This window comes from Pseudomonas sp. T1.Ur, assembly GCF_023516725.1.
GTDB classification, from domain to species: domain Bacteria; phylum Pseudomonadota; class Gammaproteobacteria; order Pseudomonadales; family Pseudomonadaceae; genus Aquipseudomonas; species Aquipseudomonas alvandae.
Map to the genome: position 1 here is coordinate 6,141,356 of NZ_JAMGSN010000001.1, position 26,549 is coordinate 6,167,904.

Annotated in this window: 18 protein-coding genes; 12 read left to right on the forward strand and 6 right to left on the reverse strand. The window is 61.8% G+C overall.

What is annotated here, in order from left to right; genetic code table 11:
• Positions 1-145: 145 nt before the first annotated feature.
• The 3 genes from M8Q45_RS27230 to M8Q45_RS27240 all read right to left on the reverse strand — a co-directional run bounded on the left by M8Q45_RS27230 (position 146) and on the right by M8Q45_RS27240 (position 3,202).
• A complete protein-coding gene (locus M8Q45_RS27230) occupies positions 146-1,111 on the reverse strand; it encodes an L-carnitine dehydrogenase (protein WP_249877128.1) in 966 nt (321 codons plus the stop codon).
• 141 nt (positions 1,112-1,252) lie between these two features.
• The gene (cdhC, locus tag M8Q45_RS27235; RefSeq protein ID WP_249877129.1) at positions 1,253-2,140 is read right to left on the reverse strand and encodes a 3-dehydrocarnitine:acetyl-CoA trimethylamine transferase CdhC; all 888 of its coding nucleotides are present in this window, start codon (positions 2,138-2,140) and stop codon (positions 1,253-1,255) included.
• Positions 2,141-2,257: 117 nt separating this feature from the next.
• On the reverse strand, positions 2,258-3,202 hold the full coding sequence (locus M8Q45_RS27240; protein WP_249877130.1) for a choline ABC transporter substrate-binding protein: 945 nt from the start codon (positions 3,200-3,202) through the stop codon (positions 2,258-2,260).
• 192 nt (positions 3,203-3,394) lie between these two features.
• Between M8Q45_RS27240 and M8Q45_RS27245 the strand changes: the two genes are divergently transcribed.
• Both M8Q45_RS27245 and M8Q45_RS27250 read left to right on the forward strand, forming a co-directional pair.
• Positions 3,395-4,354: a GlxA family transcriptional regulator gene (locus tag M8Q45_RS27245; RefSeq protein WP_249877401.1), complete on the forward strand. Its 960-nt coding sequence runs from the start codon at positions 3,395-3,397 to the stop codon at positions 4,352-4,354.
• 68 nt (positions 4,355-4,422) lie between these two features.
• Positions 4,423-5,598, forward strand: a complete 1,176-nt coding sequence (locus M8Q45_RS27250) for an AAA family ATPase (protein ID WP_249877131.1) — start codon at positions 4,423-4,425, stop codon at positions 5,596-5,598.
• A 492-nt stretch (positions 5,599-6,090) separates the two neighbouring features.
• Here M8Q45_RS27250 and M8Q45_RS27255 read toward each other — a convergent pair whose 3' ends face one another.
• Positions 6,091-6,507 (reverse strand): DUF3010 family protein, encoded by a 417-nt coding sequence (locus M8Q45_RS27255; RefSeq protein ID WP_249877132.1) that lies wholly within the window; start codon positions 6,505-6,507, stop codon positions 6,091-6,093.
• 57 nt (positions 6,508-6,564) lie between these two features.
• Positions 6,565-6,966 (reverse strand): lysozyme inhibitor LprI family protein, encoded by a 402-nt coding sequence (locus tag M8Q45_RS27260; protein WP_030139306.1) that lies wholly within the window; start codon positions 6,964-6,966, stop codon positions 6,565-6,567.
• A gap of 233 nt (positions 6,967-7,199) precedes the next feature.
• Here M8Q45_RS27260 and M8Q45_RS27265 point away from each other — a divergent pair, with 233 nt between their 5' ends.
• The 10 genes from M8Q45_RS27265 (at position 7,200) to M8Q45_RS27310 (ending at position 24,975) form a co-directional block, all read left to right on the forward strand.
• The gene (locus M8Q45_RS27265; protein WP_249877402.1) at positions 7,200-8,177 is read left to right on the forward strand and encodes a dipeptidase; all 978 of its coding nucleotides are present in this window, start codon (positions 7,200-7,202) and stop codon (positions 8,175-8,177) included.
• 213 nt (positions 8,178-8,390) lie between these two features.
• Entirely contained in the window at positions 8,391-8,921 is a 531-nt protein-coding gene (locus M8Q45_RS27270) for a DUF5943 domain-containing protein (RefSeq protein ID WP_030139308.1), read from the forward strand.
• Between the two features lie 15 nt (positions 8,922-8,936).
• Positions 8,937-10,997 (forward strand): dimethylglycine demethylation protein DgcA, encoded by a 2,061-nt coding sequence (dgcA, locus tag M8Q45_RS27275; protein WP_249877133.1) that lies wholly within the window; start codon positions 8,937-8,939, stop codon positions 10,995-10,997.
• A gap of 163 nt (positions 10,998-11,160) precedes the next feature.
• A complete protein-coding gene (gene dgcB, locus M8Q45_RS27280; protein ID WP_249877134.1) occupies positions 11,161-13,110 on the forward strand; it encodes a dimethylglycine demethylation protein DgcB in 1,950 nt (649 codons plus the stop codon).
• Positions 13,110-14,330, forward strand: a complete 1,221-nt coding sequence (gene etfA / locus M8Q45_RS27285) for an electron transfer flavoprotein subunit alpha (protein WP_249877135.1) — start codon at positions 13,110-13,112, stop codon at positions 14,328-14,330. Before dgcB ends, etfA begins: the two co-directional genes overlap by 1 nt.
• Positions 14,331-14,345: 15 nt before the next feature.
• On the forward strand, positions 14,346-15,116 hold the full coding sequence (gene etfB, locus M8Q45_RS27290; protein WP_249877136.1) for an electron transfer flavoprotein subunit beta: 771 nt from the start codon (positions 14,346-14,348) through the stop codon (positions 15,114-15,116).
• 1,131 nt (positions 15,117-16,247) lie between these two features.
• A complete protein-coding gene (locus tag M8Q45_RS27295; protein ID WP_249877137.1) occupies positions 16,248-19,700 on the forward strand; it encodes a GMC oxidoreductase in 3,453 nt (1,150 codons plus the stop codon).
• Between the two features lie 231 nt (positions 19,701-19,931).
• On the forward strand, positions 19,932-21,800 hold the full coding sequence (locus tag M8Q45_RS27300) for a c-type cytochrome (RefSeq protein WP_249877138.1): 1,869 nt from the start codon (positions 19,932-19,934) through the stop codon (positions 21,798-21,800).
• 27 nt (positions 21,801-21,827) lie between these two features.
• The gene (locus M8Q45_RS27305) at positions 21,828-23,072 is read left to right on the forward strand and encodes a metallophosphoesterase (protein WP_249877139.1); all 1,245 of its coding nucleotides are present in this window, start codon (positions 21,828-21,830) and stop codon (positions 23,070-23,072) included.
• 592 nt (positions 23,073-23,664) lie between these two features.
• The gene (locus M8Q45_RS27310) at positions 23,665-24,975 is read left to right on the forward strand and encodes a phosphoinositide-specific phospholipase C-related protein (protein ID WP_249877140.1); all 1,311 of its coding nucleotides are present in this window, start codon (positions 23,665-23,667) and stop codon (positions 24,973-24,975) included.
• A 78-nt stretch (positions 24,976-25,053) separates the two neighbouring features.
• Here M8Q45_RS27310 and gbca read toward each other — a convergent pair whose 3' ends face one another.
• A complete protein-coding gene (gene gbca, locus M8Q45_RS27315) occupies positions 25,054-26,349 on the reverse strand; it encodes a glycine betaine monooxygenase oxygenase subunit (RefSeq protein WP_217860511.1) in 1,296 nt (431 codons plus the stop codon).
• Positions 26,350-26,549 lie beyond the last annotated feature (200 nt).

Consider the following 26,549-nt stretch of genomic DNA (forward strand, 5'->3'; position numbering starts at 1 on the left):
GACTGCGCTGTAGGAGCTGCCGAAGGCTGCGATCTTTTTATCTTTCGCTTGAGATTCAAGTGTCTGCGCAAAGATCGCAGCCTCGTTGCACTCGACAGCTCCTACGAGCCGAGCGGGAGCAAGCTCCCTCGCCACAAGAATGGTGTTATTCGCTAAAAGTCATTCCATGCTTTTCCTTGGTGGTCTTCACCGCCTCCAGCACCGCCATCAGGCAATCATCACGATAGCGTTCCAGCGCCGAAATGCTGTGGCGGCCCAATTGCTCGCTCGTTCCGTCCACCACATCGTCGATCAGCTTCTCGGTCAGTTCCGGTGCCGGCAGGTAGGTCCAGGGCAGTTGCAGCGCCGGGCCGAACTGGGCCATGAAGTGCCGCATCCCAGCGTCGCCGCCGGCCAGGGTGTAGGTCAGGAACGTGCCCATGAACGACCAGCGCAACCCGGCGCCAAAACGGATGGCATCGTCGATTTCCCCCGTGGTTGCCACGCCGTCGTTGACCAGGTGCAGCGCCTCGCGCCAGAGCGCTTCGAGCAGACGGTCAGCAATGAAGCCGGGCACTTCCTTGCGCACGTGGAGCGGCCGCATGCCGAGGGATTCATAAACTTGCATCGCTGCTTGAACGGCTTCGGGCGCAGTGTTTTTGCCGCCGACCACTTCCACCAGTGGCAACAGGTAGACCGGGTTGAACGGGTGCCCGACCACGCAGCGTTCCGGATGGGTCGAGCTTTCATAGAATTCACTCGGCAGCAGCCCCGACGTGCTGGAACCGATCAATGCGTTCGGCTTGGCGGCGGCGCTGATCTGGCTGTGCAGCTGGAGTTTGAGTTCCAGGCGCTCGGGCGCGCTTTCCTGGATGAAGTCGGCGTCACGCACGCATTCTTCGATGGTCGCGACAAAGCGCAGCCGATCCTGGGAGGCGCCAGGGACCAGGCCTTGTTTCTCCAGGGCGCCCCAGGCATTGGCGACGCGTTTGCGCAGCGCGGCTTCAGCGCCGGGCGCAGGGTCCCAGGCGACCACGTCGAGGCCATGGGCCAGGGCGCGACTGACCCAGCCGCTGCCGATGACGCCGCTGCCCAGGGCGGCGAAGGTTTTGATGTCGGTGATAAAGCTCATGGTGATGTCCTGAAAAGAGTGAAGATCACCTGTGGGAGCGAGCTTGCTCGCGATGGCGGCGGTACGGCCGACGCATCTTCGAAGACAGGACTATCGCTATCGCGAGCGAGCTCGCTCCCACAGGGTATGCGCAGGTTCGATTTAACCGCGCTGGACCAGGCCCATTTTCTTGCGGCCCTCAGCCGGGGTGAGCACCCGGGCCCCAAGGCGGCTGAGGATTTCGCCGGCGCGCTCCACCAATTGGCCGTTGGTGGCGAGCACGCCTTTGTCCAGCCAGAGGTTGTCTTCCAGCCCGACCCGGACGTTGCCCCCCAGCAGCACCGCCTGGGCCGCCATCGGCATTTGCATGCGGCCGATGCCGAAGCCGGCCCACACCGCATCGGCCGGCAGGTTGTCGACCATGGCTTTCATGGTGGTGGTGTCGGCCGGCGCGCCCCATGGGATGCCCAGGCAGAGCTGGAACAATGGGTTGTCCAGCAGGCCTTCCTTGATCAGTTGCTTGGCGAACCACAGGTGGCCGGTGTCGAAGATCTCCAGCTCGGCCTTGACCCCCAGCTCAGTGATGCGCTTGGCGCCGGCCCGCAGTTGCGCCGGGGTGGAGACGTAAATGGTGTCGCCGTCGCCGAAGTTCAGGGTGCCGCAATCCAGGGTGCAGATTTCCGGCAGCAATTCTTCGACGTGGGCCAGGCGGGTCAGCGGCCCCACCAGGTCGGTGTTGGGGCCAAACTCCATTGGGTTTTCGCCACCACCGATTTCCAGGTCGCCGCCCATGCCGGCGGTGAGGTTGACGATGATGTCCACGTCCGACTCGCGGATGCGCTCCATCACTTCGCGGTACAGCGCCACGTCGCGGCTGAACTTGCCGGTCTGCGGGTCGCGGACGTGGCAATGGACCACCGTGGCTCCGGCCTTTGCCGCCTCGACGGCAGCCGCCGCGATCTGTTTCGGGGTGACCGGCACGTGGGGGCTCTTGGCGGTCGTGTCGCCAGCACCGGTGAGTGCGCAGGTGATGATGACGTCGTGGTTCATGGTGCGGATTCCTTCAGGCGTGGTGGGTCACTGCGCAGTGAGTGGCCTGTGTGGCTAATTCGAGCATTCGAATTAACCGTACAGGCCACAAGTGCTGCGCAGATGGAGAGCGATTGATCAGTTACTGGTGAGTTTCAGGTTCTCGGCGGCGGGCTTGCCGTCGAAGGTGGTTACGCCTTCGAGCCAGCGCTGCTTGTCTTGCGGATGATCCTTGAGCCACTGCCGGGCCGATTCGAGCGGATCCTTGTGATCGAGCAGCGGCTGCATCATCCGGCTCTCGTCTTCGGCGGTGAAGGTCAGGTTGCTCAGCAGACGGCTGACGTTCGGGCATTGCTCGGCGTAGTTCGGTGCGGTGACGGTCCAGACGGTGGCCATGCCTTCGTTCGGGCCGAGGGCGTCTTCGCTGCCGGTGAGGTAGGTCATTTGCACGTTGACGTTCATCGGGTGCGGCGCCCAGCCGAAGAACACCACGGCTTCCTTGCGCCGCACGGCGCGGTCCACGGCGGCGAGCATGCCGGCCTCGCTGGATTCGACCAGTTGGAACTTGCCCAGGCCGAACTGGTTCTTGGCGATCATCGCCTTGATCTGGGTGTTGGCGCCGGAGCCGGGCTCGATGCCATAGATCTTGCCACCCAGCTCCTTCTCGAACTTGGCGATGTCGGCGAAGGTCTTCAGGCCCTTGTCGGCCAGGTAAGTCGGCACGGCCAGGGTGGCGCGGGCGTCCTGGAGGCTGGGCTGCTCCAGCACCTTGACCTGCTTGGCCTGGACGAACGGCGTGATGGTCTGGGTCATCAAGGGGTTCCAATAGCCCAGGAACAAGTCCAGGCGCTGGTCGCGGATACCGGCGAAGATGATTTGTTGGGACGCGCTGGTCTGTTTGGTCTTGTAGCCGAGGCCGTCGAGCATCACTTGGGTCAGGGCGCTGGTAGCGATGACGTCGGTCCAGTTGACCACGCCCAGGCGCACGTCCCGGCAGGCGGCGGGTTCGGCTGCCAGGGTGGCCGAGCTGAGGAAAGCGGTACCAGTGAGTGCAAGAACGCAGGAGCTGATCAGTCGTTTCATATCGGGTTCCTCGGCAGCTTGTTGTTATGGGTTCCGGCATCTGCGCGCCGGTGATGCCAAAGTACGCAGCCGGGGCTTGCTCAAGACGCACAGCGGCGACCTGCTCTTGCACTGCAGCGACCTGCGTACTTGAACGCCACGTGGAACTGGCGTATCAAGGTCCGCACGCTGCCCGCCAACCGAGTGCGCTCCATGTCCCAGGACTTCTATTTCTTGTTGATGCCGGGTTTCTCGGCCATCGGTTTCATTTCGGCCATCGAGCCGCTGCGGGTGGCCAATCGCTTCCGTGGCGAGCTGTATCGCTGGCATGTGTTGAGCGCCGATGGCGGGGCGGTGTTGGCGAGCAACGGCATGTCGGTCAACGCCGATGCCGCGCTGGAGCCGCTGAAAAAAGGCGCGACGTTATGGGTGGTGGCTGGGTTCGAACCGTTGAAATTCGTCACTCCGGTGTTGGAGCGCTGGCTGCACCGACTGGACAATGACGGCGTTATCCTGGGCGGGATCGATACCGGCAGCGTCGTCCTCGCGGACGCGGGATTGCTGGACGGGCATCGCGTCACCCTGCACTGGGAAGCGATCGAGGCGTTCAAGGAATCCTATCCACAGCTCAGCGTGACCCAGGAGCTCTTCGAGATCGACCGCCGCCGCATTACCTGCGCCGGCGGCACCGCATCCATCGACCTGATGCTCGACCTCATCGGCCAGGCCCACGGTTCGGCATTGGCGATCCAGGTCAGCGAACAATTCGTGCTCGGCCGCATCCGCCCGCGTAAAGACCACCAGCGCATGGAAGTCGCCAGCCGCTACGGCATCCGCAACAAGAAACTGGTGCATGTGATTGGCGAGATGGAAGCCCACAGCGAGCCACCCCTGACGACCTTGGCGCTGGCCGAATCGATCAATGTCACCCGCCGGCAGCTCGAACGCCTGTTCCGCCTGCACCTGAACGATACCCCCAGTGGCTTCTACCTGCGATTGCGCCTGGAAAAGGCCCGGCAACTGCTGCGCCAGACCGACATGAGTGTGCTGGAAGTGAGCATTGCCTGTGGATTTGAGTCGCCGTCGTACTTCACCCGCAGCTATCGGGCTCGGTTTGCTCGGTGTCCGCGGGAGGATCGGCGACGGCAGGGGGACGAGCGGGAGGTGGTTTGACAGGTTTTTATACTTAATTATACTCGCGACAATAAATTATACCTGTCGCCATAATTGAGTATAAAACCATGTCGAAGCACACCGGTTTTGTCTTCCGGCGTCCGGATCTGGCCCGCAACATTGTCGACGGGCTGATCGGCGCCGGGATCCAGGATTACACCTCAGGCCTGTTCCTGGCCGCGCCAAGGCGCACCGGAAAGAGTACTTTCCTGCGCGAAGACTTGATTCCTGAATGCGAGGCGCGAGGTTGGCTCGCGGTCTACGTCGATCTCTGGGCAAACAAGGAAAAGGACCCTGCCGAACTGATCGCCTCGGCCATCGCCGCCGCGTTGGTCCCTCATGAGAGAGGCATCCGCAAGCTCGCCAAGTCCATGGGCATCGACAAACTCAGCTTCCTGCGCACGTTGTCCTGGGATTTCAGCCAGCCGCAACTGCCCGAGGGGGCGACGCTGACCCAGGCGCTGGAACTGTTGCACCGTGCCGCCGATAAAACCGTGGTGCTGGTCATCGACGAAGCCCAGCATGCCTTGACCACCGAGGCCGGGGTCAACGCGATGTTCGGCCTCAAGGCTGCCCGTGATCAGCTCAACCAGGGGCGGGAGGGCGATACCAGCGGCCTGCGGTTGGTGTTCACCGGCTCCAACCGCGACAAGCTCGCCCACTTGGTGCTCAGCCGAAACCAACCCTTCTATGGGTCCAGCATCACGCCTTTCCCGTTGCTGGGCAAAGCCTTCACCCAAGCCTATACCGCCCATCTGAACGCGCACCTGGCCCAGACCAACCAGTTCAACGCCGATGATCTCGACCAGGCTTTTGAGCGGGTGGGACGCCGTCCAGAAATGCTGCGCAGTGTCATTGGGGAAATCGCGCTGGAGCTGGGTGAGGCGAGCCATTTGGGTGAGTTACTGCGCAACAGCGCCGAAACGCTGCGCGCCGGCGTCTGGACCGAGTTTGAAAGCGCCTGGAATGCCCTGACGGTGCCGCAACGTGCCGTGTTGCAGGTCATGGCCGAGCGCTCGCAAAACAACGAGCCTTTCGCGCCTTTTACCGACTCAACTTTGGAGGCGGTGGGCAAGGTGCTCAAGGGCATGGGAAGCGAAGTCGTGCCGGGTACCCAGACCATCCAATCGTGCATCGATGCGCTGCGTGAGAAAGAATTGGTGTGGAAATCCAATCGCGGTGGTTATGCGCTGGAGGACAAGGCGTTTGCGGAGTGGTTGAAGGGGTATCGCAAGCCGCTTTGAACTTGGAATGTAGCCCGTGGCGAGGGAGCTTGCTCCCGCTGGCGGCCCTGTAGAAGCCGTGCAGGAACTGTGTAGGAGCTCTGTAGGAGCTGTCGAGCGAAGCGAGGCTGCGATCTTTCCCCAGACACTTGAGTCTCAAGCGAAAGATCAAAAGATCAAAAGATCAAAGATCAAAAGATCGCAGGCTTCGCCAGCTCCTACAGCCGAGCGGGAGCAAGCTCCCTCGCCACGAGTACTGTGCTTGACAGGAGAAGGTCTATTTCTTCATCTGCGCCGAGCAGGGTAGAAGCCGTGCAGGAACTGTGTAGGAGCTCTGTAGGAGCTGTCGAGCGAAGCGAGGCTGCGATCTTTCCCCAGACACTTGAGTCTCAAGCGAAAGATCAAAAGATCAAAAGATCAAAAGATCAAAAGATCGCAGGCTTCGCCAGCTCCTACAGAGCCGAGCGGGAGCAAGCTCCCTCGCCACGGGTACTGTGCTTGACAGGAGAAGGTCTATTTCTTCATCAGCGCCGAGCAGGCTGCTTTAAAGGCCTCGTGCTGATACTTGTTCAGCGTCGCCGGCAGGGCGAAATCATGTTTCTTGCTCTGGGCGTTGATGGTCTGTGGCGACAGCAGCGTCACCTCGCAACCTTCCAGCAACTGGAATACCCCTTCGATCTTGAACGTGGTCGGCCCACCGGCGAACTCGCCTTTCTTGCTGCGCTTCTTGATGGCGATGCGCTCGATGCCGTTGTCCGTCACGAACGCCCGTACCTGGGCGGCGAAGGCCTTGACGTTCGCGGCTTGATCGTCATCGTCCAGAGCGATTTTCTTGATGTTCAATGCGACGTGGCTCAACGCCTGCTGGTCCAGCGAGGCAACGGCGATGATCGCTTCGCTGCCTTTGATTTCGATGCCGCACGTTTTCATGTGAATTCCTTTACTCATAATGCGAGCAGCTTACCGCGCCAAGTGGCTGCTGAAGCGTTACTCCTGTCCAATCGACTCCAAAAACTCCGACCGGTCATCGCTCACCTGGGCCATGCAGTCGTTTTCGGCGATCTTGTAGGCGTCGCTGCCGGGCTTGGCCGGGAAGGCGGCGATGGCGCAGTCGGCTTCGCGCTGTTTTTGCCAGAGTTGCTGGGCGGCCTTGATCTTGGCGGTGATGTCGTTGAGCTGGGCCTTGTCGCTGGCGTAGCGGGTCTGCAGGCGCTCGTTGAGGCTTTGCAGGTTTTCGTTGAGCAACTGTTCGGCAGCCTTTTTTCCATAAGCCGAGCAGGCCAGGGTCTGGACGTCGTTTTCAACTTCGTCGCAGGGGTTGGGCTCGGTGTCTTCGGTCGCGTGGGCGACGGTGCTGATCAATGCCAGGGCAAGAAGAATCGATTTCATCGGGTTGTCGCTCAAATCCAGTGAAAGCCAGTGGTGCCGCGGATTCTGGCGCAAGCGCCGGGTAAATAACAGATGGTCGGAGGGGGGCCGTCGCAGCCCATTGTCGCGGATTGACGCTTTCGGCAATTCCCCTGTCGTTTTTGCACCCGGTCGCCACCGCCCTCCGGCATATGCTGGCCCCAAAGCGCCGGCACACGATTCGGCGCATGAATCGCCAACAAGGGGACTGCCTGATGAGCCCAGCCGAATTGCACGCCGACAGCATCGTTATCGACGGGCTGATCATTGCCAAGTGGAACCGCGACCTGTTCGAAGACATGCGCAAGGGCGGCCTGACCGCAGCCAACTGCACCGTGTCGGTGTGGGAAGGTTTCCAGGCCACCATCAATAACATCGTTGCCAGCCAGAAACTGATCCGCGAGAACAGCGACCTGGTGATCCCGGTGAAGACCACCGCCGACATCCGTCGCGCCAAGGAACAGGGCAAGACCGGCATCATCTTCGGCTTCCAGAACGCCCATGCCTTCGAAGACCAGCTCGGCTACGTCGAGATCTTCAAGCAGCTCGGCGTCGGTGTGGTGCAGATGTGCTACAACACCCAGAACCTGGTGGGCACCGGTTGCTACGAGCGCGACGGCGGCTTGTCGGGCTTCGGCCGCGAGATCGTCGCCGAGATGAACCGCGTCGGCATCATGTGCGACCTGTCCCACGTCGGCTCCAAGACTTCCGAAGAAGTCATCCTCGAATCGAAGAAACCGGTCTGCTACTCCCACTGCCTGCCGTCCGGCCTGAAGGAACACCCGCGCAACAAATCCGATGAAGAGCTGAAGTTCATTGCCGACCACGGTGGTTTCGTCGGCGTGACCATGTTCGCGCCGTTCCTGGCCAAGGGCATCGATTCGACCATCGACGACTACGCCGAAGCCATCGAATACACCATGAACATCGTCGGCGAGGACGCCATCGGCATCGGCACCGACTTCACCCAGGGCCACGGCCAGGATTTCTTCGAAATGCTGACCCACGACAAGGGCTACGCCCGTCGTCTGACCAGCTTCGGCAAGATCATCAACCCCCTGGGCATCCGCACCGTGGGCGAGTTCCCGAACCTTACCGAAACGCTGCTCAAGCGCGGCCATCCTGAGCGGGTGGTGCGCAAGATCATGGGGGAAAACTGGGTGAGTGTTCTCAAGGACGTCTGGGGCGAATGAATAACTCTGGAGCCTACTCCGCTCGCCGATAGCTGCGTCAGGTCCTCGCGCCAAGCTCGCCGTACGTCCCGTACTGTCTCGCTTGTCGCTCCGGTCCTTCCTTGCTCTCGACGTGCTCGCTACGGCTCCAAAGTCATTCATACGGCTTGTTTATAAGAGCAAAGCAAAAGCATTGCTAAGCACTGACTACGAATTTTTTGGAGTTAACGTTTCATGGCCAAGATCGCCCCGCAACTGCCTATCGAAGTCGACAGCGAAACCGGTGTCTGGACGTCCGACGCCCTGCCGATGCTGTACGTGCCGCGTCACTTCTTCGTCAACAACCACATGGGCATCGAGGAAGTGCTGGGCGCCGACGCCTACGCCGAGATTCTCTACAAGGCCGGCTACAAATCCGCCTGGCACTGGTGTGAAAAAGAAGCCGAATGCCATGGCCTGGAAGGCGTCGCGGTGTTCGAGCACTACATGAAGCGCCTGTCCCAGCGTGGCTGGGGCCTGTTCAAGATCCAGGACATCGACCTGGACAAAGGCACCGCCAGCGTCAAGCTCGAACACTCGGCGTTCGTCTATGTGTACGGCAAGGTCGGGCGCAAGGTCGACTACATGTTCACTGGCTGGTTCGCCGGTGCCATGGACCAGATCCTCGCCGCTCGCGGCAGTTCGATCCGCACCGTGGCCGAGCAGGTCTACGGCGGTTCCGAAGAAGGCCACGACGACGGCCTGTTCATCGTCAAGCCGTTGTAAGTCGAGGATCGCGCCATGGCTTTTGAAGCAATGTTCCAGCCGATCCAGATCGGCAAGCTGACCATCCGCAACCGCGTGCTCAGCACCGCGCACGCCGAGGTCTATGCCACCGACGGCGGCATGACCACCGACCGGTACGTGAAGTATTACGAAGAGAAGGCCAAGGGCGGCATCGGCCTGGCGATCTGTGGTGGCTCGTCGGTGGTCGCCATCGACAGCCCGCAGGAATGGTGGAGCTCGGTGAACCTGTCCACCGACCGCATCATCCCGCATTTCCAGAACCTGGCCGACGCCATGCACAAGCATGGCGCCAAGATCATGATCCAGATTACCCACATGGGTCGTCGCTCGCGCTGGGACGGCTTCAACTGGCCGACCCTGATGTCGCCGTCCGGCGTGCGCGAGCCGGTGCACCGTGCGACCTGCAAGACCATCGAGCCGGAAGAAATCTGGCGGGTGATCGGCAACTATGCCAGCGCCGCCAAGCGCGCCAAGGCCGGAGGCCTGGACGGCGTCGAGCTGTCCGCCGTGCACCAGCACATGATCGACCAGTTCTGGAGCCCGCGGGTCAACAAGCGGACCGATGAATGGGGCGGCAGTTTCGAAGGCCGCATGAAGTTCGGCCTGGAAGTGCTGAAGGCCGTGCGCGCCGAAGTGGGCGACGATTTCTGCGTGGGCATGCGCCTGTGCGGCGACGAGTTCCACCCGGACGGCTTGTCCCACGAGGACATGAAGCAGATTGCCAAGTACTACGACGACACCGGCATGCTTGATTTCATCGGCGTGGTGGGTTCGGGGTGCGACACCCACAACACCCTGGCCAACGTCATCCCGAACATGAGTTATCCACCGGAGCCGTTCCTGCACCTGGCCGCCGGTATCAAGGAAGTGGTCAAGGTCCCGGTGCTGCACGCGCAGAACATCAAGGACCCGAACCAGGCCACGCGGATCCTGGAGGGCGGTTACGTGGACATGGTCGGCATGACCCGCGCCCACATCGCCGACCCGCACCTGATCGCCAAGATCAAGATGGGCCAGATCGACCAGATCAAGCAGTGCGTCGGCGCCAACTACTGCATCGACCGCCAGTACCAGGGCCTGGATGTGCTGTGCATCCAGAATGCCGCGACATCCCGTGAATACATGGGCGTGCCGCACATCATCGAGAAGTCCACCGGGCCCAAGCGCAAAGTCGTGGTGGTCGGTGCCGGCCCGGCCGGGATGGAAGCCGCGCGTGTGGCCGCCGAACGTGGCCACGACGTGACCCTGTTCGAGAAGAAGGAATTCATCGGCGGGCAGATCACCACCGCGTCGAAAGCCCCGCAACGGGACCAGATCGCCGGTATCACCCGCTGGTTCCAGCTGGAACTGGCGCGGCTGAAAGTCGACCTGCGCCTGGGCGTGGCGGCCGACGCGCCGACCATCATGGACCTGCGTCCGGACGTGGTGGTGCTGGCCGTTGGCGGCCATCCGAACCTGGAGCAGAACGAACACTGGGGTGCCGCCGAAGGGTTGGTGGTCAGCAGTTGGGACGTGCTCGACGGCAAGGTCGCGCCAGGCAAGAACGTGCTCGTCTACGACACCATTTGCGAGTTCACCGGCATGTCGGTGGCCGACTTCCTTGCCGACAAGGGCAGCCAGGTCGAGATCGTCACCGACGACATCAAGCCGGGCGTGGCCATTGGCGGGACTTCGTTCCCGACCTACTACCGCAGCATGTACCCCAAGGAAGTGATCATGACCGGGGACATGATGCTGGAGAAGGTCTATCGCGAAGGCGACAAGCTGGTGGCGGTACTGGAAAACGAATACACCGGTGCCAAGGAAGAACGCGTGGTCGACCAGGTGGTCGTGGAGAACGGCGTGCGGCCGGACGAAGAAATCTACTACGCGCTCAAGGAAGGTTCGCGCAACAAGGGCCAGATCGACGTCGAAGCCCTGTTCGCGATCAAGCCCCAGCCGTGCCTGGAGCAGAGCGGCGATGGCTACCTGCTGTTCCGCATCGGCGACTGCGTGGCCCAGCGTAATACCCACGCGGCCATCTACGACGCGCTTCGGCTGTGCAAGGATTTCTAACGGCTTGCACATGATCCTGTGGGAGCGAGCTTGCTCGCGAAAGCGGCGGGTCAGTCGATGCAAATGTGACTGACAGAATGCAATCGCGAGCAAGCTCGCTCCCACAGGCACCGAGTAAGGCATCTCGACCTGCAAGACCCTGAGGTCTTTGGGAGCAACACCTATGTTGAACACCCTTCTTCCAATCCTGCTGTTCGCAGCCCTGGGCCTCGCGGTCCTCGGCGCTTTGCGGCGGGTGAACATGTGGCGCCGGGGACGACCGGCCAAGGTCGACCTGATCGGTGGCCTCCTTGCCATGCCCAAGCGCTACATGGTGGACTTGCACCACGTGGTGGCGCGGGACAAGTACATCGCCAACACCCACGTCGCCACGGCGGGCGGGGCGGTGGCGTCGATTGTGTTGGCGATCCTGGTGCACGGTTTTGGCTTGCACAACCGCATCCTCGGTTACGCCCTGCTGCTGATGTCGGCGGTGATGTTCGTCGGCGCGATCTTCATGTACCTGCGTCGGCGCAACCCGCCAGCGCGTTTGTCGAAAGGCCCGTGGATGCGCCTGCCGAAAAGCCTGTTGGCCTTCTCGGCGTCGTTCTTCCTGGTGACGCTGCCGGTGGCGGGCATCCTGCCGGAAAACTTCGGTGGTTGGCTGGTGGCGGCGATCCTGGGTGTCGGCGTGCTGTGGGGCGTGTCGGAACTGTTCTTCGGCATGACCTGGGGCGGGCCGATGAAACACGCCTTCGCCGGTGCGCTGCACCTGGCCTGGCACCGCCGCGCAGAGCGCTTTGGTGGTGGCCGTTCCACGGGCTTGAAGCCGCTGGACCTGACTGACCCCGCCGCACCGCTGGGTGTGGAAAAACCCAAGGATTTCACCTGGAACCAACTGCTCGGCTTCGACGCTTGCGTGCAGTGCGGCAAGTGCGAAGCAGCCTGCCCGGCGTTCGCCGCCGGCCAGCCGCTGAACCCGAAGAAACTCATCCAGGACATGGTCGTCGGCCTGGCCGGCGGCACCGATGCGAAATTCGCCGGCAGTCCCTATCCAGGTAAACCGGTGGGCGAGCATGGCGGTAATCCGCACCAGCCGATCGTCAACGGCCTGGTGGACGCCGAGACCCTGTGGTCCTGCACCACGTGCCGGGCGTGCGTTGAAGAATGCCCGATGATGATCGAGCACGTCGATGCCATCGTCGACATGCGCCGCCACCTGACCCTGGAAAAAGGTGCGACGCCGAACAAGGGTGCCGAGGTGCTGGAAAACCTCATCGCCACTGACAACCCTGGCGGCTTCGCCCCGGGCGGACGGATGAACTGGGCGGCGGACTTGAACCTCAACCTGCTCAGCGAGAAGAAATCCACCGACGTGCTGTTCTGGGTCGGCGACGGCGCCTTCGACATGCGTAACCAGCGCACCCTGCGGGCATTCGTCAAAGTACTGAAGGCGGCGAAAATCGACTTCGCCGTGCTCGGCCTCGAAGAACGCGACAGCGGCGATGTGGCCCGGCGCCTGGGTGACGAAGCAACGTTCCAGCTGTTGGCCAAGCGCAATATCCAGACCCTGGCCAAATACAGCTTCAACCGCATCGTCACTTGCGACCCCCACAGCTTCCATGTGCTGAAAAACGAATACGGCGCCTTCGATGGCAACTACCTGGTGCAGCACCACAGCACCTACCTGGCGGAAATCATCGACGCCGGCGCGCTGAACCTCGGCCAGCACAAGGGCGACAGCGTGACCTATCACGACCCGTGCTACCTGGGCCGCTACAACGGCGAATACGAGGCACCGCGCCAAGTGCTGCGGGCGCTGGGCATCGAGGTCAAGGAAATGCAGCGTTCCGGTTTCCGTTCGCGTTGCTGCGGCGGTGGTGGCGGCGCGCCGATCACCGACATCCCGGGCAAGCAGCGCATCCCGGACATGCGCATGGACGATATCCGTGAAACCGGCGCCGAGCTGGTGGCCGTGGGTTGTCCACAGTGCACCGCGATGCTCGAAGGCGTGGTCGAGCCACGGCCGATGATCAAGGACATTGCCGAACTGGTGGCCGACGCGCTGCTTGAAGACGCGGCGCCGAGCAAGCCCGCGGCCCCGGCCAAACGTGAACCTGCGGAGGTGCATTAATGAGCGACATCATCCGCCGCGACCCTCGCGCCGAGTGGATCGCCCGCAACCGCCTGCACCCGCTGCACGCGGCCATGCAACCGGTGCAGCACAGCTGGATGGGGCCTAACGGCGTCATTCGCAAGAATGTGCATGGTGTCGGTTTCATCGGCCCCAACGGCATCAAGCGCATTGACCGCAGCGGCGCCCAGCAGGGCGGCGCAACCAAGCGTGCCGCGGCGACGGAAGTGCAACTGCCGCTGCATCAAGTCGTGCAACCGGCGTTCTACATCAGCGTTGTGCCGGACATGGTCGGTGGCCGCCTCAGCAGTCATGACCGTGACCTGCTGGGCCTGGCCCATCAACTCGCGGGTACCGACGGTGCAGTGCTGGCCGTGGTCTTCGGCGAGCACAAGGAAAGCGCTTTCGCCACCGCAGGCGTTGACCGCCTGCTGGTGCTCGATGGTGAAGAATTCAGCGGTTATGCACCGGAGCAACGGGTACAAGGCTTGCGGGCTGTGGATAACCAGTTCAACCCGCGCCATTGGCTGCTGCCTGACAGTCGCAGCGGCGGCGGTGAGCTGGGCCGCCGCTTCGCCGCTGCCTTGGGCGAACGCCCGGCCACACGGGTCTGGCAGGTCAAGGGCGAGGCGTGCATCGGCCGCGCCGGTGCGGGGCTGCAGGACCTCGCACGGCCATTGGCGCGGTTGATCCTGGCCGCTGCCGAATGCGCCGAGCCGGTCAGCGAAACCCGGCACGAAGCCTTGCCGGTGGAGTTATCCACAAGCGTGGCCCGCAGCTTGTCGCGGATCGAAGACCTCGGCGCGGTGGCGGTGGACCCCGGCGCGATTCCGATGGCCGAGGCCGAATTCATTTTCTCCGGCGGCAACGGCGTCAAGGACTGGGCACTTTTCCACAGGACGGCGGCGGCCTTGGGCGCTACCGAAGGCGCTTCGCGGGTGGCGGTGGACGATGGCTTCATGGCTCGCGATCGCCAGGTCGGTGCGTCCGGCACCTGGGTCACGGCACGGGTTTATGTCGCCGTGGGGATTTCCGGGGCGATCCAGCACCTGCAGGGCATTGGCGCCTGCGACAAGGTGGTGGCGATCAACCTCGATCCGGGTTGCGACATGATCAAGCGTGCGGACCTGTCGGTGATCGGTGACAGCGCGGCGATTCTCCAGGCCCTGATCGCGGCGGTAGAGGCTTACCGCAACGAAGCCAGGCGCGATGCGGCTTAAGCTAAGGAAACGTTCATGAGTACCCAAGTGATCAGCCTCGTCTCCATCGGCGCCCACCCGACTTCCGGCCGGCCACGGCGCGCCGAGCAAGACGCCCGCGCCGTGGAGCTGGGCCTGCAATTGGCCGGCAATGACCTGCAAGTGCTGCACGCCGGCGACGTGGCCGAACCGGCCCTGCGCGCTTACCTGGGCATGGGGCTGGATGAACTGCATGTGTTGGAGAACCCGAACGGGGCCGATGCGTTGCCGGCCCTGACCGACTATCTGCGTGACGCTGGTGCCCAAGTGGTGTTGACCGGTAGCCAGGCGGAAACCGGCGAAGGCTCGGGCATGCTGCCGTTCCTGCTGGCGGAGAATCTCGGTTGGCCGCTGGTGGTGGGGCTGGCCCAGGTCGAATCCATCGAAAACGGCGCGGCCCTGGTATTGCAAGCCTTGCCCCGTGGCCAGCGGCGACGGCTCAAGGTGCGCCTGCCATTTCTCGCCACTGTGGATAACGCCGCGCCCAAGCCTCGGCAAAGCGCCTACGGCCCGGCGCGGCGTGGGGCGTTGCACGCTGAGGAAGTCGAGATCATCGACGATGCGTTGCTGGCGGTGGCGACCCTGCAGCCGGCCAAGCCACGGCCCAAGCGCCTGAAAGTGATCAAGGCCAAGAGCGGCGCCGACCGCATGAAAGCCGCCACGGCCAAGGCCAGCGGCGGAGGCGGGCAAGTGCTCAAGGGCTTGAGCCCGGAGGCGGGGGCCGAGGCGATTCTCAAGCTGTTGGTGGAAGAAGGGGTGGTTCGCTAGACCCAGACTCACCTTGAATCCCTGTGGGAGCGAGCTTGCTCGCGATAGCGGTGGGTCAGCCAAGTTGAGATGGCTGGCAGAATGCAATCGCGAGCAAGCTCGCTCCCACAGGGGATTGGCGGTGCGCCTGTATGTTGTGCTAACCCATTAAGCGTTACTCACAATCCCTGTGCGCGCCTCTGTGGATAACCTGTTCGCCCCTCGCTACACCCCACGTCAATCAGGCTCTCCATCCCATCGATTAAAAAATAGCCAACCTAACCATCGGTTTTTATTGGCTTTTCTCTGTGAATAAAACCCAGAAGCGAGGAAAACTTGCCCCCAATCTCTGTTGGCGCTTCTGTGGATAAGATGTTCGCTCTCCGCTGCAAGCCAAGCGCTACGGTGCCTGCAAGGTATTGGTTAAATAATAGCCAAATTCGCCCCGGCCTCTTGAAAACATCCGGAAAACACTGATTTGGGAGGCGTTCGATAGGTTTTCCACAGAATCGTCAAAATTACCCCCAAACACTGTTGGCGCTTCTGTGGATAAGGTGTTCGCTCTGCTCTGCAGCCCTTTATATTCAAGCGTCTCAGCGGACTGATCAAAAAACACTCAAACCGTCAGGAAACCGTTGTCGTTGGATAAGTCACGGATTTTATTCACATCGGCGCTTACAAAATGTCTGACGGGGGCCTGTTTGTCCCCATTTGCTGTGGGTGTCCATGTGGATAAGTTGTTCGCGAAACCCTGTAAGCCACGGCGGGCTTAGCGCCAAACGCGATAGATCAAATTTCATACAGTTCTAAGGAACTGCCTTGACGTACAGGTGTCGCCTGTCTTCACTCAGGGCACAAGGACAGCGCGACTTTATCCATATCTGGTTCAGGGAGAACGCACGATGGATAGCAAGGCCCCCACCCCGTTACTCGCTTCAGCCCCGACGTGCATCCCGACGCCTCCCACCGCGCTGCCTCGACGTGTCCATCGTCGCGCAGCCAATCAGCGTGCGCGCCTATAACACCTGAGGTTTTCCCACCGACACCGTTGACTGCCGCTCCAACCCATACGGGATAGCGGCCAGGCGTTCGTGCGCCTGTGGATTTGCAGGCAACCGCAGAGTTGCCCCTTCTGCCTGAGAGGACTTGAACATGACACGGATCTCGACCCCCATCAGTGAAATCAAGGAACACTACGACGTTATCGTCATTGGTTCCGGCTACGGCGGCGGCATTGCCGCGTCACGCTTGTCCCGGGCCGGGCGCAAGGTCTGTCTGCTGGAGCGGGGTCGGGAGATCCAGCCCGGCGAGTATCCCAACACATTGCTCGCCGCCACCGAGGAATTGCAGGTGCACGATCCGGACGGTCACATCGGTTCGCGCACCGGGCTGTTCGACCTGCACGTCAACGCCCAGCAGAACGTAGTGGTCGGGTGTGGCCTGGGCGGCACGTCGCTGATCAATGCCAACGTCGCGTTGGAAGCCGAGCCCGGTGTGTTCGAAGATCCACGCTGGCCCCTGGCGATGCGCGAGCACAGCGACACGCTGCTCAAGGACGGCTATGCACGGGCCCGGGAGATGCTCAAGCCCAATCCCTATCCGGCGTCCTCGCCGAACCTGCCCAAGCTCGACGCCCACAAGAAGTCGGCGGATTACCTCAAGCAGGGCGCGCACTTCTACAAGCCACCGATCAACGTGACCTTCGACAAGCTGCCCAACAACCTCAACCACGTCGGCGTCGAACAACTGCCTTGCAACGGCTGTGGCGATTGCGTCTCGGGCTGTAACAACAAGGCCAAGAACACCACGCTGATGAACTACCTGCCGGACGCCTGGAACCACGGCGCGGAGATTTTCTGCCAGGCCGAGGTGCGGCACCTGGAGCGCGAAGGGGACGGCTGGATCGTGCATTTCCAGTACCTGGACAGCGGTCGCGAGATGTTTTCGGCGCCGACGCTTTTTGTCCGCGCGGACATCGTGGTGGTGTCCGCCGGCACCTTGGGTTCCACCGAAATCATGCTGCGCTCGCGGGACAAGGGGTTGTCGATGTCCGCCCAGTTGGGCGAGAACATGAGCGGCAACGGTGACATCCTCGGCTTCGGCCACAACTGTGACCAAGTCATCAATGGCATCGGTTTCGGCGCCCATTCGGCCAAGGAACTCGAGCCGGTGGGACCTTGCATTACCTCGGTGATCGACATGCGCACCGAAGGCGACTGGCGCAGCCGGATGGTGATCGAGGAGGGCTCGATCCCCGGAGCCCTAGGCCGGGCGATGGTGCCGAGCATGGCGGCGTTCGCCGAAATGATCGGCGTGCCCACCGACACCGGCTTCGGCGCCAGCCTCAAGTACAAGGGCCGCGAGGCGGAGAGTTTCCTGCGCGGGCCATATTACGGCGCGCTGCACAACATGCAGACCTACTTGATCATGAGCCATGACAACGGCAAGGGCCGCATGGTCCTCGACAACAAGGATCAGTTGCGCATCGACTGGCCCGGTGTCGGCGAGCAGGAAAACGTCACCCTCGGCAACGAACGGCTGCACCAGAGCACCAAGGCCTTGGGCGGGATCTGGGTCGAGAACCCGATCTGGACCAAACTGCTCAAGCACAGCATCGTCTCGGTCCATCCGCTGGGCGGCTGTGTGATGGGCGAAGACGCGGTCCAGGGCGTGGTCAACCACAAGGGCCAGGTGTTCAGTGGCGCCAGTGGCACCGACGTCTACCCGGGCCTGTACGTGACGGACGGCTCGGTGATCCCGACGTCCCTGGCGGTCAACCCGTTGTTGACCATTTCGGCGGTGAGTGAGCGCAACATGGGGCTGCTGGCGGCCGATCGCGGCTGGCTGATCGACTACACGCTGCCGTCGGCCCCGCGCAAACCGGTGGCGGCGCCGACACTCGGCGTGCAGTTCACCGAAACCATGAAGGGGTACTTCTCCACGGCGTTCACCCAGCCCCAAGGCACCGACCTCAATCTTTACGAAGCGGCGGCCAAGCGCGGCAAGGCCGATAACTCACCGATCGAATTCACCCTGACCATCACCGCCGCCGACCTCGATCGCCTGATCAAGGAACCGGAACACGCCGCGACCCTGGTGGGCACCCTCGATGCGCCGCTGTTGTCGTCCAAGCCGCTGGTTGCCAGCAACGGTGTGTTCAACCTGTTCGAGCAATACCAGGAACAGGTCGGCGTGCGCCATATGAACTACGACATGAAGCTGACCGCCGAAGACGGCAGCGACTACTTTTTCAGCGCCTTCAAGACCGTGCCCGAGGACAACGGCGTGCTGAACATCTGGCACGACACCAGCACGCTCTACGTCACGCTCTATCGCGGACCGGACAAGACCGGTGCAGTGCTCGGCTCTGGGGTGATGCATATCCTGCCGGCCGATTTTGCCAAGCAGATGACCACGATGAAGGTGCTCAACGCCCGCAATGAGCGCGAGCGGGTGGAGGCGCTGGCGCGGTTCGGCAAGTTCTTCGCCGGGATCCTGTGGGAGAGCTACGGCGGTGTCTTCGCCGGCGACGTCTACTTCAACCCGGACGCGCCGCCCCGCTTGAAACGGCCATTGGATGCGCCGGCCCCAGTCGTGCATTTCTTCCAGACCGAGGACAATGTCGAACTGCGCCTCACCCGTTACCAGGCTGGCAGCAAAGGTCCGGTGATGCTGGTCCATGGCCTGGGCGTGGGCTCGAATATCTTCTCCACCGACACCATCCACACCAACCTGCTGGAGTACCTCTGCAAACACGAATACGACGTCTGGCTGTTGGATCTTCGGGTGAGCATCCTGCTGCCGGCGAGCAAAAATGAATGGAACGGCGACCAGGTCGCCCAGTACGATTTCAAGGCCGCCATCGAGCAGATCCAACAGGCGACCCTGGCCCGTGACGTGCAGTGCGTGGTGCATTGCTACGGCGCGACGACCTTCTTCATGTCGATGCTCGCGGGGTTGCAGGGCGTGCGCTCGGTGGTCTGCTCGCAGATTGCCGCCGACACGGTGGTCGCCACCGCCACGGGACTGAAGGCCGGTTTGCACCTGCCGGGCATGCTCGACGCCATCGGCATCAAATCCATGACGGCCTACGCCGACACCAAGGAAAGCTGGTTCAACAAACTCTACGACAAGGCCCTCAACGGCTATGCCCGGATCGAGGCCCAGGGGTATTGCACCAACCCGGTCTGCCATCGCATTACGTTCATGTATGCGTCGCTGTACCGCCACGACACCCTCAACGAAACCTTGCACGATAACCTGCACGAGCTGTTCGGCGAGTCGAACATCCAGACTTTCGAGCACCTGGCGCTGATCGTGCGCAAGGGGCACCTGGTGGACTTCAAGGGCAACGATGTCTACATGCCGCATTTCGATCGATTGAAGTTGCCGATCTGCTTCATCAGCGGCGCCGACAACCAGTGCTACCTGCCGCAAAGCACCCTCAAGACCTACGAGCGATTGTGCGACCTGCATGGCCCGCAGCTGTTCAGCCGCCATGAAATACCCGGCTACGGCCACATCGATTGCATGTTCGGCAAGGATGCGGTGGTGGATGTGTATCCGATCATTCTTGAGCATCTGGAGAAGACTGCGCAGGGCTAGCTGATCGCCGTCCTTGGCCAGAGGTTGCTCCCGCCGGGCTCTGTAGGAGCTGCCGAAGGCTCGGGCCGCGTTCGGACGATCTTTTGATCTTTCGATCTTTCGCTTGGGATTCAAGTGTCTGGGGAAAGATCGCAGCCTCGCTTCGCTCGGCAGCTCCTACACAGAGTCCGGCGGGAGCAATCTCTGGCCACAAAGGTTTTGTGGTAAGTCAAGAATAAGGAAAAGGATGCCATGAACACTTACATCCGCTGGTTCCAGCGCGTCATCTGGATCGGAATCGTCATGAACATGGTCTTCGCGATCCCGGCGCTGTTCGCGCCGGCGTTGCTGACGTCCATGCTCGGCCTGCCGCCCGTGCTGTCCGATCCCTGGCTGGAGAACGCCGGCATGTTGCTGGTGGGGATCAGCCTGTTCTACATGCCCTCGGGCTTCAACGCGCCGCGTTTCGTGGTGCATTCGTGGTTGTGCGTGCTGTCGCGGCTGGTGGCGGTGGTGTTCTGGATCTACCTGATCAACACCAACAACCAGGGCTCGCTGTTCGTGCCGATGCTGATGGGCGACCTGACCATGTTCCTGGTCCTGGGCGGGCTGCTGTACCTCGGTAGCCCGGTGGCCAACCGTCCGCTGGCCTTGCTCTGCGCCGGTTGGCGCGAGTGGCGCGCCGGCTGGGCGCTGCGCTGGCAGAGCCACGGGTTCAAGGTCGGTACGTTGGTGGTGGTCGTGCTACTGGGTTTCATTGGCTACCAGACCTGGTACCAGATGATCCGGGAGGTGCCGCAGCCGGACTTCGCTTCCGACGAAGACCACTACAAATACGCCGCCATCGGCCTGGGCATCGAGGCGCGAATTCCGTACTACCTGTTCGCCGTGCTGCCGCAGATGTGCCCGGAAAAACTGCCCAAGCCGGGTGGCTACGAGGTGTTCGGTTTCCTCTATGAAAACGGCAAGGACCTGCCCATCGGCATGGCCAAGCGGCAACTCGGCTACCCCACGGTCGAGCCGAATTGCGCCCTGTGCCACACCGGTTCCTACCGGGCCAATGCCACTGACGTGGCGGTGCCAGTCGCTGCCGCGCCGGCCAATACCCTGCAACTGCAGGCTTTCCAGTGGTTCGCCTACGAATGTGCCAGCGACCCGAAATTCACCCCCGAGGCGGTGATGGCGGCGATCAACGGCAAGTTCCAGCTAGGGTTTTTCGAGAAGTTGTACAACCGCTACCTGATCATCCCGATGGCCAAGAGCGCGTTGCTCAAGCAGAAACAGGCCTACGCCTGGCAGAAACTGCGTCCGGCCCAGGGACCAGGGCGTACCGACACCTTCAACCCGACCAAGATGGTGGTGTTCGGCTTCCCGGATGACTCCACCATCGGCACCGTGGACCTGCCGCAAGTGTGGAACCAGAAACCTCGTGAATCCATGTACCTGCACTGGGACGGCAATAACAACAAGATCCACGAACGCAACTACGCGGCGGCCATGGCCGTGGGCGCGACGCCGGAGTCGGTGCTGCCGCCGAGTTTCAACCGGGTGACCAACTGGCTGCTGGGCCACAAGGCACCGGCCTGGCCGTTCGCCCTGGACCCGGCGAAAGTCGCCCAGGGCAAACCGATCTGGGAGCAGAACTGCGCCGGTTGCCATGATTTCGGCCGCAGCGACACCGGCCAGGTCACCACCAACATCGACCAGTTGGGCACCGACCCCCATCGGCTCAATTCCTTCACGACTGGCCTGGTGACGGCGTTCCATGGCTTCAAGAAACCACCGTTCGACTTTGGCGCCTACCGCAAGACCCAGAGCTACAGCAACACCCCCACCGACGGCATCTGGCTGCGCGCGCCGTACCTGCACAACGGCTCGGTGCCGACCCTGTGGGATCTGCTGCAAGCGCCGGAACAACGGCCGCAGGTGTTCTACACCGGCTCCGACATCTACGACCCGCAGAAGGTCGGTTTCGTCACCAGCGGCGCGCAGATGAAGGCGTCGGCGGATTTCAGATACGACACCCGCCTGGAAGGCAATCACAACGGCGGTCACCTGTACGGCACGCAGCTGTCGGACATCGACAAGCGGGCCCTGATCGAATTCATGAAGACCCTGTAGCCCGGGGCAAAACGAAGGAGCGTTCACATGTCATTACTGCACCATTGGGAACATGAGTTCGACAAGGTCAAGGTCCGCCTGCACGGGTTGGTCACGCGGCTGGAAATGTCCTGGAAGAAACTCGTCAACGACCTGGAGCCCGAGGAGTTCCAGGCCATTGTCAGATTGCTGGAACGAGGCCACGACCAGGCCCGTCATGTGATCGACCACGGTGATCTGCCGGACGACGAACCGGCCGTGCCGTGGGAGTTGGCCCACGGTTTGTCGATCCTGAAGATCGGCAACGCCACGCCGCTGCCGCAAAGCGAAGACGAGTTGCCGACCCGGGTGCTCAAGGACGGCACGTTATTGGGCTGTCGCAAATGGGAACTGTTGGACCTGCTGTGGAGCGAGGCGCTGCTCAAGTGGATCGAAAACCTGCGCCACCATGCGCCGTTCGCCACCACCCCGGCGTTGGTGAAAATGGACAACGACGTGGTGCTGGCCATCGCCGGCGACTGGGGGACGGGGCCGTTCGACAGCCACGCGCCCGCCGTGGCCGTCGCCAACCAGATGCAACTGGCCCTGGCCGATTTCACCATCCACCTGGGCGACGTGTATTACGCCGGTACCCATTCCCAGGAAGACGTCGACATGGTCGGCTGGCCGCAAGGCAAGCACGGCTCGTTCACGCTCAATTCCAACCATGAGATGTACAGCGGCGCCCATGGTTATTTCAAGGAACTGGCCAAGCGGTTCCCGGTGCAGCAGGGCACCAGTTACTTTGCGCTGTACAACGACGATTGGCTGGTGGTTGGCCTGGACAGCGCCTACGCCTCGGACGCCATGAACCTGTACATGGACGGCACCCTCAACACCCAGCAGATCGAGTGGATGAAAACCCTGCCCAAGCGCACGAAACTCATGGTCCTCAGTCATCACCAGGGCTTCGATATTTCCGGGCACAACAAGACTGCGCTCTACCAACCGGTCTGTGACGCCCTGGGGCGTGAGCCGGACTACTGGTATTGGGGCCATTTGCACAATGGCATCTGCTACGCGCCGCAAGGTGGGTTGCACGCGCGCTGCGCCGGGCATGGGGCGATTCCCTATGGCACCACCAGCGAGTTGAACGGGCACGCGCGGGTGCTGTGGTCGGAAACCCAATTGGCGGGCGACGAGGCGTATCCGGAGCGGGTGTTGAATGGCTATGTGAAGGTACAGTTGAAGGGAGAGGAGATTGTCGAGACGTTTTATGGGGAGGATGGGTCGGTGCGGTGGTCTTCAAAGTAATCGGGTGAATGTAAGGCAGCCTTCGCGAGCAGGCTCGCTCCCACAGGGTTTTGTGTTGTTGCTGTGCCGCATGTTCGCCGCGGATCCAGTGTGGGAGCGAGCTTGCTCGCGAAAGCGGTGGGTCAGTCAATGCAGGTGTTGATGGTGATACCGCCTTCGCGAGCAAGCTCGCTCCCACAGGGTTTTGTGTTGTTGCATGTGCAGCATGTCCGCCCCGGATCCAGTGTGGGAGCGAGCTTGCTCGCGAAAACGGTGGGTCAGTCAATGCAGGTGTTGGCTGTGGTTCCGCCTTCGCGAGCAGGCTCGCTCCCACAGGGTGTTGTGTTGTTGCATGTACCGCATGTCCGCCCCGGATCCAGTGTGGGAGCGAGCTTGCTCGCGAAAGCGGTGGGTCAGTCAATGAAGATGTTGGCTGTGATTCCGCCTTCGCGAGCAGGCTCGCGCACAAGGGACCTTCGGTGTGCCGGAGATCCTTTGTGGGGGCGTTTTTTTAATATCGAGAAAAAGATTCAGGCTGTACGCCGAGTTCTATCTTCCGGTTAATACGGTCCCGGTCCTCACGAGGAGGCCGGTTCATATCACGGAAGATAAAATGTCTGATTTAAAGAAAACTCCGAGGCTGTGGAGTCTATTGGGCGCCCTGTTGGTCACCGCGTCCCAGGCCTGCGCGGGCGAAACGGCGCCGGGCATCGATGACCTCGGCAAACCCTTCAACGAATACACCTGGGTGACCGCGCACAACGGCTACCTCGACAACATGCGCACGCAACTGGAACGAGGCGTGCGCGGCTTCATGCTGGACCTGCACCCCGGCAACCTGTCGGGAGAAGCCGATGTCTATCTGTGCCACGCCAGCGAGAAGGGGCGCTGCGATGTGCGTAACGACAAGGACTTTGTCGGCGCATTGAACGACGTGTTCCTGCCGTTCCTTCGCAGCAATCCCGAGGCTGTCGTCACCTTGCTGCTGGAAAACTACGTGGACCGGACCCGTCTGCAAAACGCGCTGGGTCGTGTGCCCGGTCTGGCGGATTGGGTGTTCGACCCCAATCCCTACGCCGAGGATCCCACCTGGCCGACCCTGGCCCAGATGATTGGCAGCGGCAGGCGCCTGGTCATCCTGACGGACCGGCACGCGGGACTGTATGAGATCGATGGAAAGCCCCTGCATCTGCTGCGTGACAAGCATTGGGAAAACCAGAATCACTGGGACCTGGGCGTCACGATCCTGGAGCATGAGTGGAGTTGCCCGTCTCGCTGGGAGCAGTACGACGCCCAGGTATGGGCGTCTGGATTTGGTCATTGGCCGAGGCTGTTTGTCATGAATCAGTTCCACACCTGGGGCGCGACGGTGGACCACGCGGGGGCTTTGGACAACAACCTGACCTGGCTTGAGCGACGCGTGGATAACCACTGCGCAGTAGCGATGGGCAAGCGCACCGCGCCGAATTTCCTGGCGATCAATTTCAACCGGGTCGGTGATGCGTTGTCCTACGCCGCTGCATTGACTCAGGGCGGGTTTTATTTTTATGAAGCGAATCAGGCCAGTCCAGATCAGGACACCACTTGCGTCATTCCCGCAGGCCGAAGCCAATACTTGAGATTGCCTGCGCGTGGTTGTGAGAACGATGAAGCGCGGTCGATGAAGTTGCGCGGTATTTCGGCGGGTACACGGGTTGTCGTCTACGACTCGCCCAGCGGTAGCGCCACGGACGACTATGCCGTCATCGATATCAAGCGCGATATCGGCCTCGACGAAGCGGTAACGGTGCGTACGTTCGAGCGCAATGAGGATAACGCCGATTTCAGGCTGGCTTACGTTCGCAACAACGGCCTGGATGGCAAGATTTCCCGGATTGTCATAGGCACGACGCCGCCGGATTCTGACGCGGTTATGTTGCGGTGAGGGCCGAGCCGTTATGACGGATGCAAAAACAAACCCCGCAGCATCGTTCGATGTCTGCGAGGCTTGTCGAGGGGCGACTCAGCCTTGTACCGGTACGCCCTTGAGGTACGGCGCCGGCTCGGCTCCCAGGTTGTTGAGCATGCGCTCGCTGTACCAATCGACGAAATTCACCACGCCGAACTCATAAGTCTTGGAGTACGGGCCTGGCTGGTAGGCGGTGGAGTTGATGCCGCGCTGGTTTTCTTCGGCCAGGCGACGGTCCTGGTCGTTGGTGGCGTCCCAGACCTGGCGCATGCGCTCCACGTCGTAGTCCACGCCTTCGACCGCGTCCTTGTGCACCAGCCACTTGGTGGTGACCATGGTTTCCTGGGCGCTGATCGGCCACACGGTGAAGACAATGATGTGGTCGCCCATGCAGTGGTTCCACGAGTGCGGCAGGTGCAGGATGCGCATCGAGCCCAGGTCCGGGTTCTTGATGCGGCCCATCAGCTTGGCGCAGCCTTGCTTGCCGTCCATGGTCATCGACACGGTGCCCTTGAGCAGCGGCATGCGCACGATGCGGTTGCGCAGGCCGAAACTGGCGTGGGCGTAAGGGATCTTCTCGGCTTCCCAGGCGGCGGCTGAGGCGGCCACGTGATCCTTGAACGCCTGGTCGGCGCGTGGGTCGGTGACGTCGTCCCATTCCAGGAGGGTCTTGAGCAATTCGGGGTGCGAGGCGTTGCAGTGGTAACACTCGCGGTTGTTTTCCAGCACCAGTTTCCAGTTGGCCTTTTCCATCAAGGTGGTTTGTACCGCCACCTTGGTGTTTTCCATGTCGTAGGGTTCCATGTAGTGGTTCAAGGTCGACAGGAAGTCATCGATCGCCGGCGGGTTCTCGGCCAGGCTGATGAAGATGTAGCCGCCGGCGGTCTTCACGTTCACCGGCTTGAGGCCGTACTGCTTCATGTCGAAGTCGGCGCCCATTTCGGTGCCGGCGAACAGCAGGCGGCCGTCCAGTTCGTAGGTCCACTGGTGGTAATGGCAGACCAGCTTGGCGACCTTGCCCTTGTCGCTGGTGCACAGCCGCGAACCGCGGTGGCGGCAGACGTTATGGAACGCATGCACCACGCCGTCGGCGCCGCGAATCACGATGATCGGGTTCTTGCCCACTTGCAGCGTCAGGTAGTTGCCCTTGGCCGGGATTTCGCAGGTCATGCCGGCGATCAACCATTCTTTCTGGAAGATTTCCTGCATGTCGATATCAAACAGGCGCTCATCACTGTAGAACGGTTGCGGCAGCGAAAAGGTGCGCTCGCGCTCTTGCAGCATCTGCGCGGTGGCCTTGCGTGCGGGTTCCAGCGGATCGCCCAGGCTCAGGGTAGTGGTGACGTCCATCGTTTTGTCCTCATGGTCCTCTACGTGACCATCAAAAAAGTGGCTGATCGGTTGTGCTACGCAAGGCAGAAAAATGTGTTTGTCTGTTGGGGCGAGTGTGGGGCCGCGCAGGGGCGCAACCTTATCCATGGGCGACATGGCCCAATCTGTTCCCGACGCGCAAGCCCCGGTCGTTGGGGGCTGGTCGCGATAAGTATGTG

Excerpts from the sequence above, each read along its gene's own strand:
- M8Q45_RS27230 (WP_249877128.1), bottom strand. The coding sequence starts at position 1,111 with ATGAGCTTTATCACCGACATCAAAACCTTCGCCGCCCTGGGCAGCGGC.
- M8Q45_RS27250 (WP_249877131.1), top strand. The coding sequence starts at position 4,423 with ATGTCGAAGCACACCGGTTTTGTCTTCCGGCGTCCGGATCTGGCCCGC.
- M8Q45_RS27310 (WP_249877140.1), top strand. The coding sequence starts at position 23,665 with ATGTCTGATTTAAAGAAAACTCCGAGGCTGTGGAGTCTATTGGGCGCC.
- M8Q45_RS27300 (WP_249877138.1), top strand. The coding sequence starts at position 19,932 with ATGAACACTTACATCCGCTGGTTCCAGCGCGTCATCTGGATCGGAATC.
- etfB (WP_249877136.1), top strand. The coding sequence starts at position 14,346 with ATGAGTACCCAAGTGATCAGCCTCGTCTCCATCGGCGCCCACCCGACT.
- M8Q45_RS27270 (WP_030139308.1), top strand. The coding sequence starts at position 8,391 with ATGGCCAAGATCGCCCCGCAACTGCCTATCGAAGTCGACAGCGAAACC.
- M8Q45_RS27265 (WP_249877402.1), top strand. The coding sequence starts at position 7,200 with ATGAGCCCAGCCGAATTGCACGCCGACAGCATCGTTATCGACGGGCTG.
- cdhC (WP_249877129.1), bottom strand. The coding sequence starts at position 2,140 with ATGAACCACGACGTCATCATCACCTGCGCACTCACCGGTGCTGGCGAC.
- M8Q45_RS27245 (WP_249877401.1), top strand. The coding sequence starts at position 3,395 with ATGTCCCAGGACTTCTATTTCTTGTTGATGCCGGGTTTCTCGGCCATC.
- M8Q45_RS27255 (WP_249877132.1), bottom strand. The coding sequence starts at position 6,507 with ATGAAAACGTGCGGCATCGAAATCAAAGGCAGCGAAGCGATCATCGCC.
- M8Q45_RS27295 (WP_249877137.1), top strand. The coding sequence starts at position 16,248 with ATGACACGGATCTCGACCCCCATCAGTGAAATCAAGGAACACTACGAC.
- dgcB (WP_249877134.1), top strand. The coding sequence starts at position 11,161 with ATGTTGAACACCCTTCTTCCAATCCTGCTGTTCGCAGCCCTGGGCCTC.
- etfA (WP_249877135.1), top strand. The coding sequence starts at position 13,110 with ATGAGCGACATCATCCGCCGCGACCCTCGCGCCGAGTGGATCGCCCGC.
- M8Q45_RS27260 (WP_030139306.1), bottom strand. The coding sequence starts at position 6,966 with ATGAAATCGATTCTTCTTGCCCTGGCATTGATCAGCACCGTCGCCCAC.
- M8Q45_RS27305 (WP_249877139.1), top strand. The coding sequence starts at position 21,828 with ATGTCATTACTGCACCATTGGGAACATGAGTTCGACAAGGTCAAGGTC.
- M8Q45_RS27240 (WP_249877130.1), bottom strand. The coding sequence starts at position 3,202 with ATGAAACGACTGATCAGCTCCTGCGTTCTTGCACTCACTGGTACCGCT.
- dgcA (WP_249877133.1), top strand. The coding sequence starts at position 8,937 with ATGGCTTTTGAAGCAATGTTCCAGCCGATCCAGATCGGCAAGCTGACC.
- gbca (WP_217860511.1), bottom strand. The coding sequence starts at position 26,349 with ATGGACGTCACCACTACCCTGAGCCTGGGCGATCCGCTGGAACCCGCA.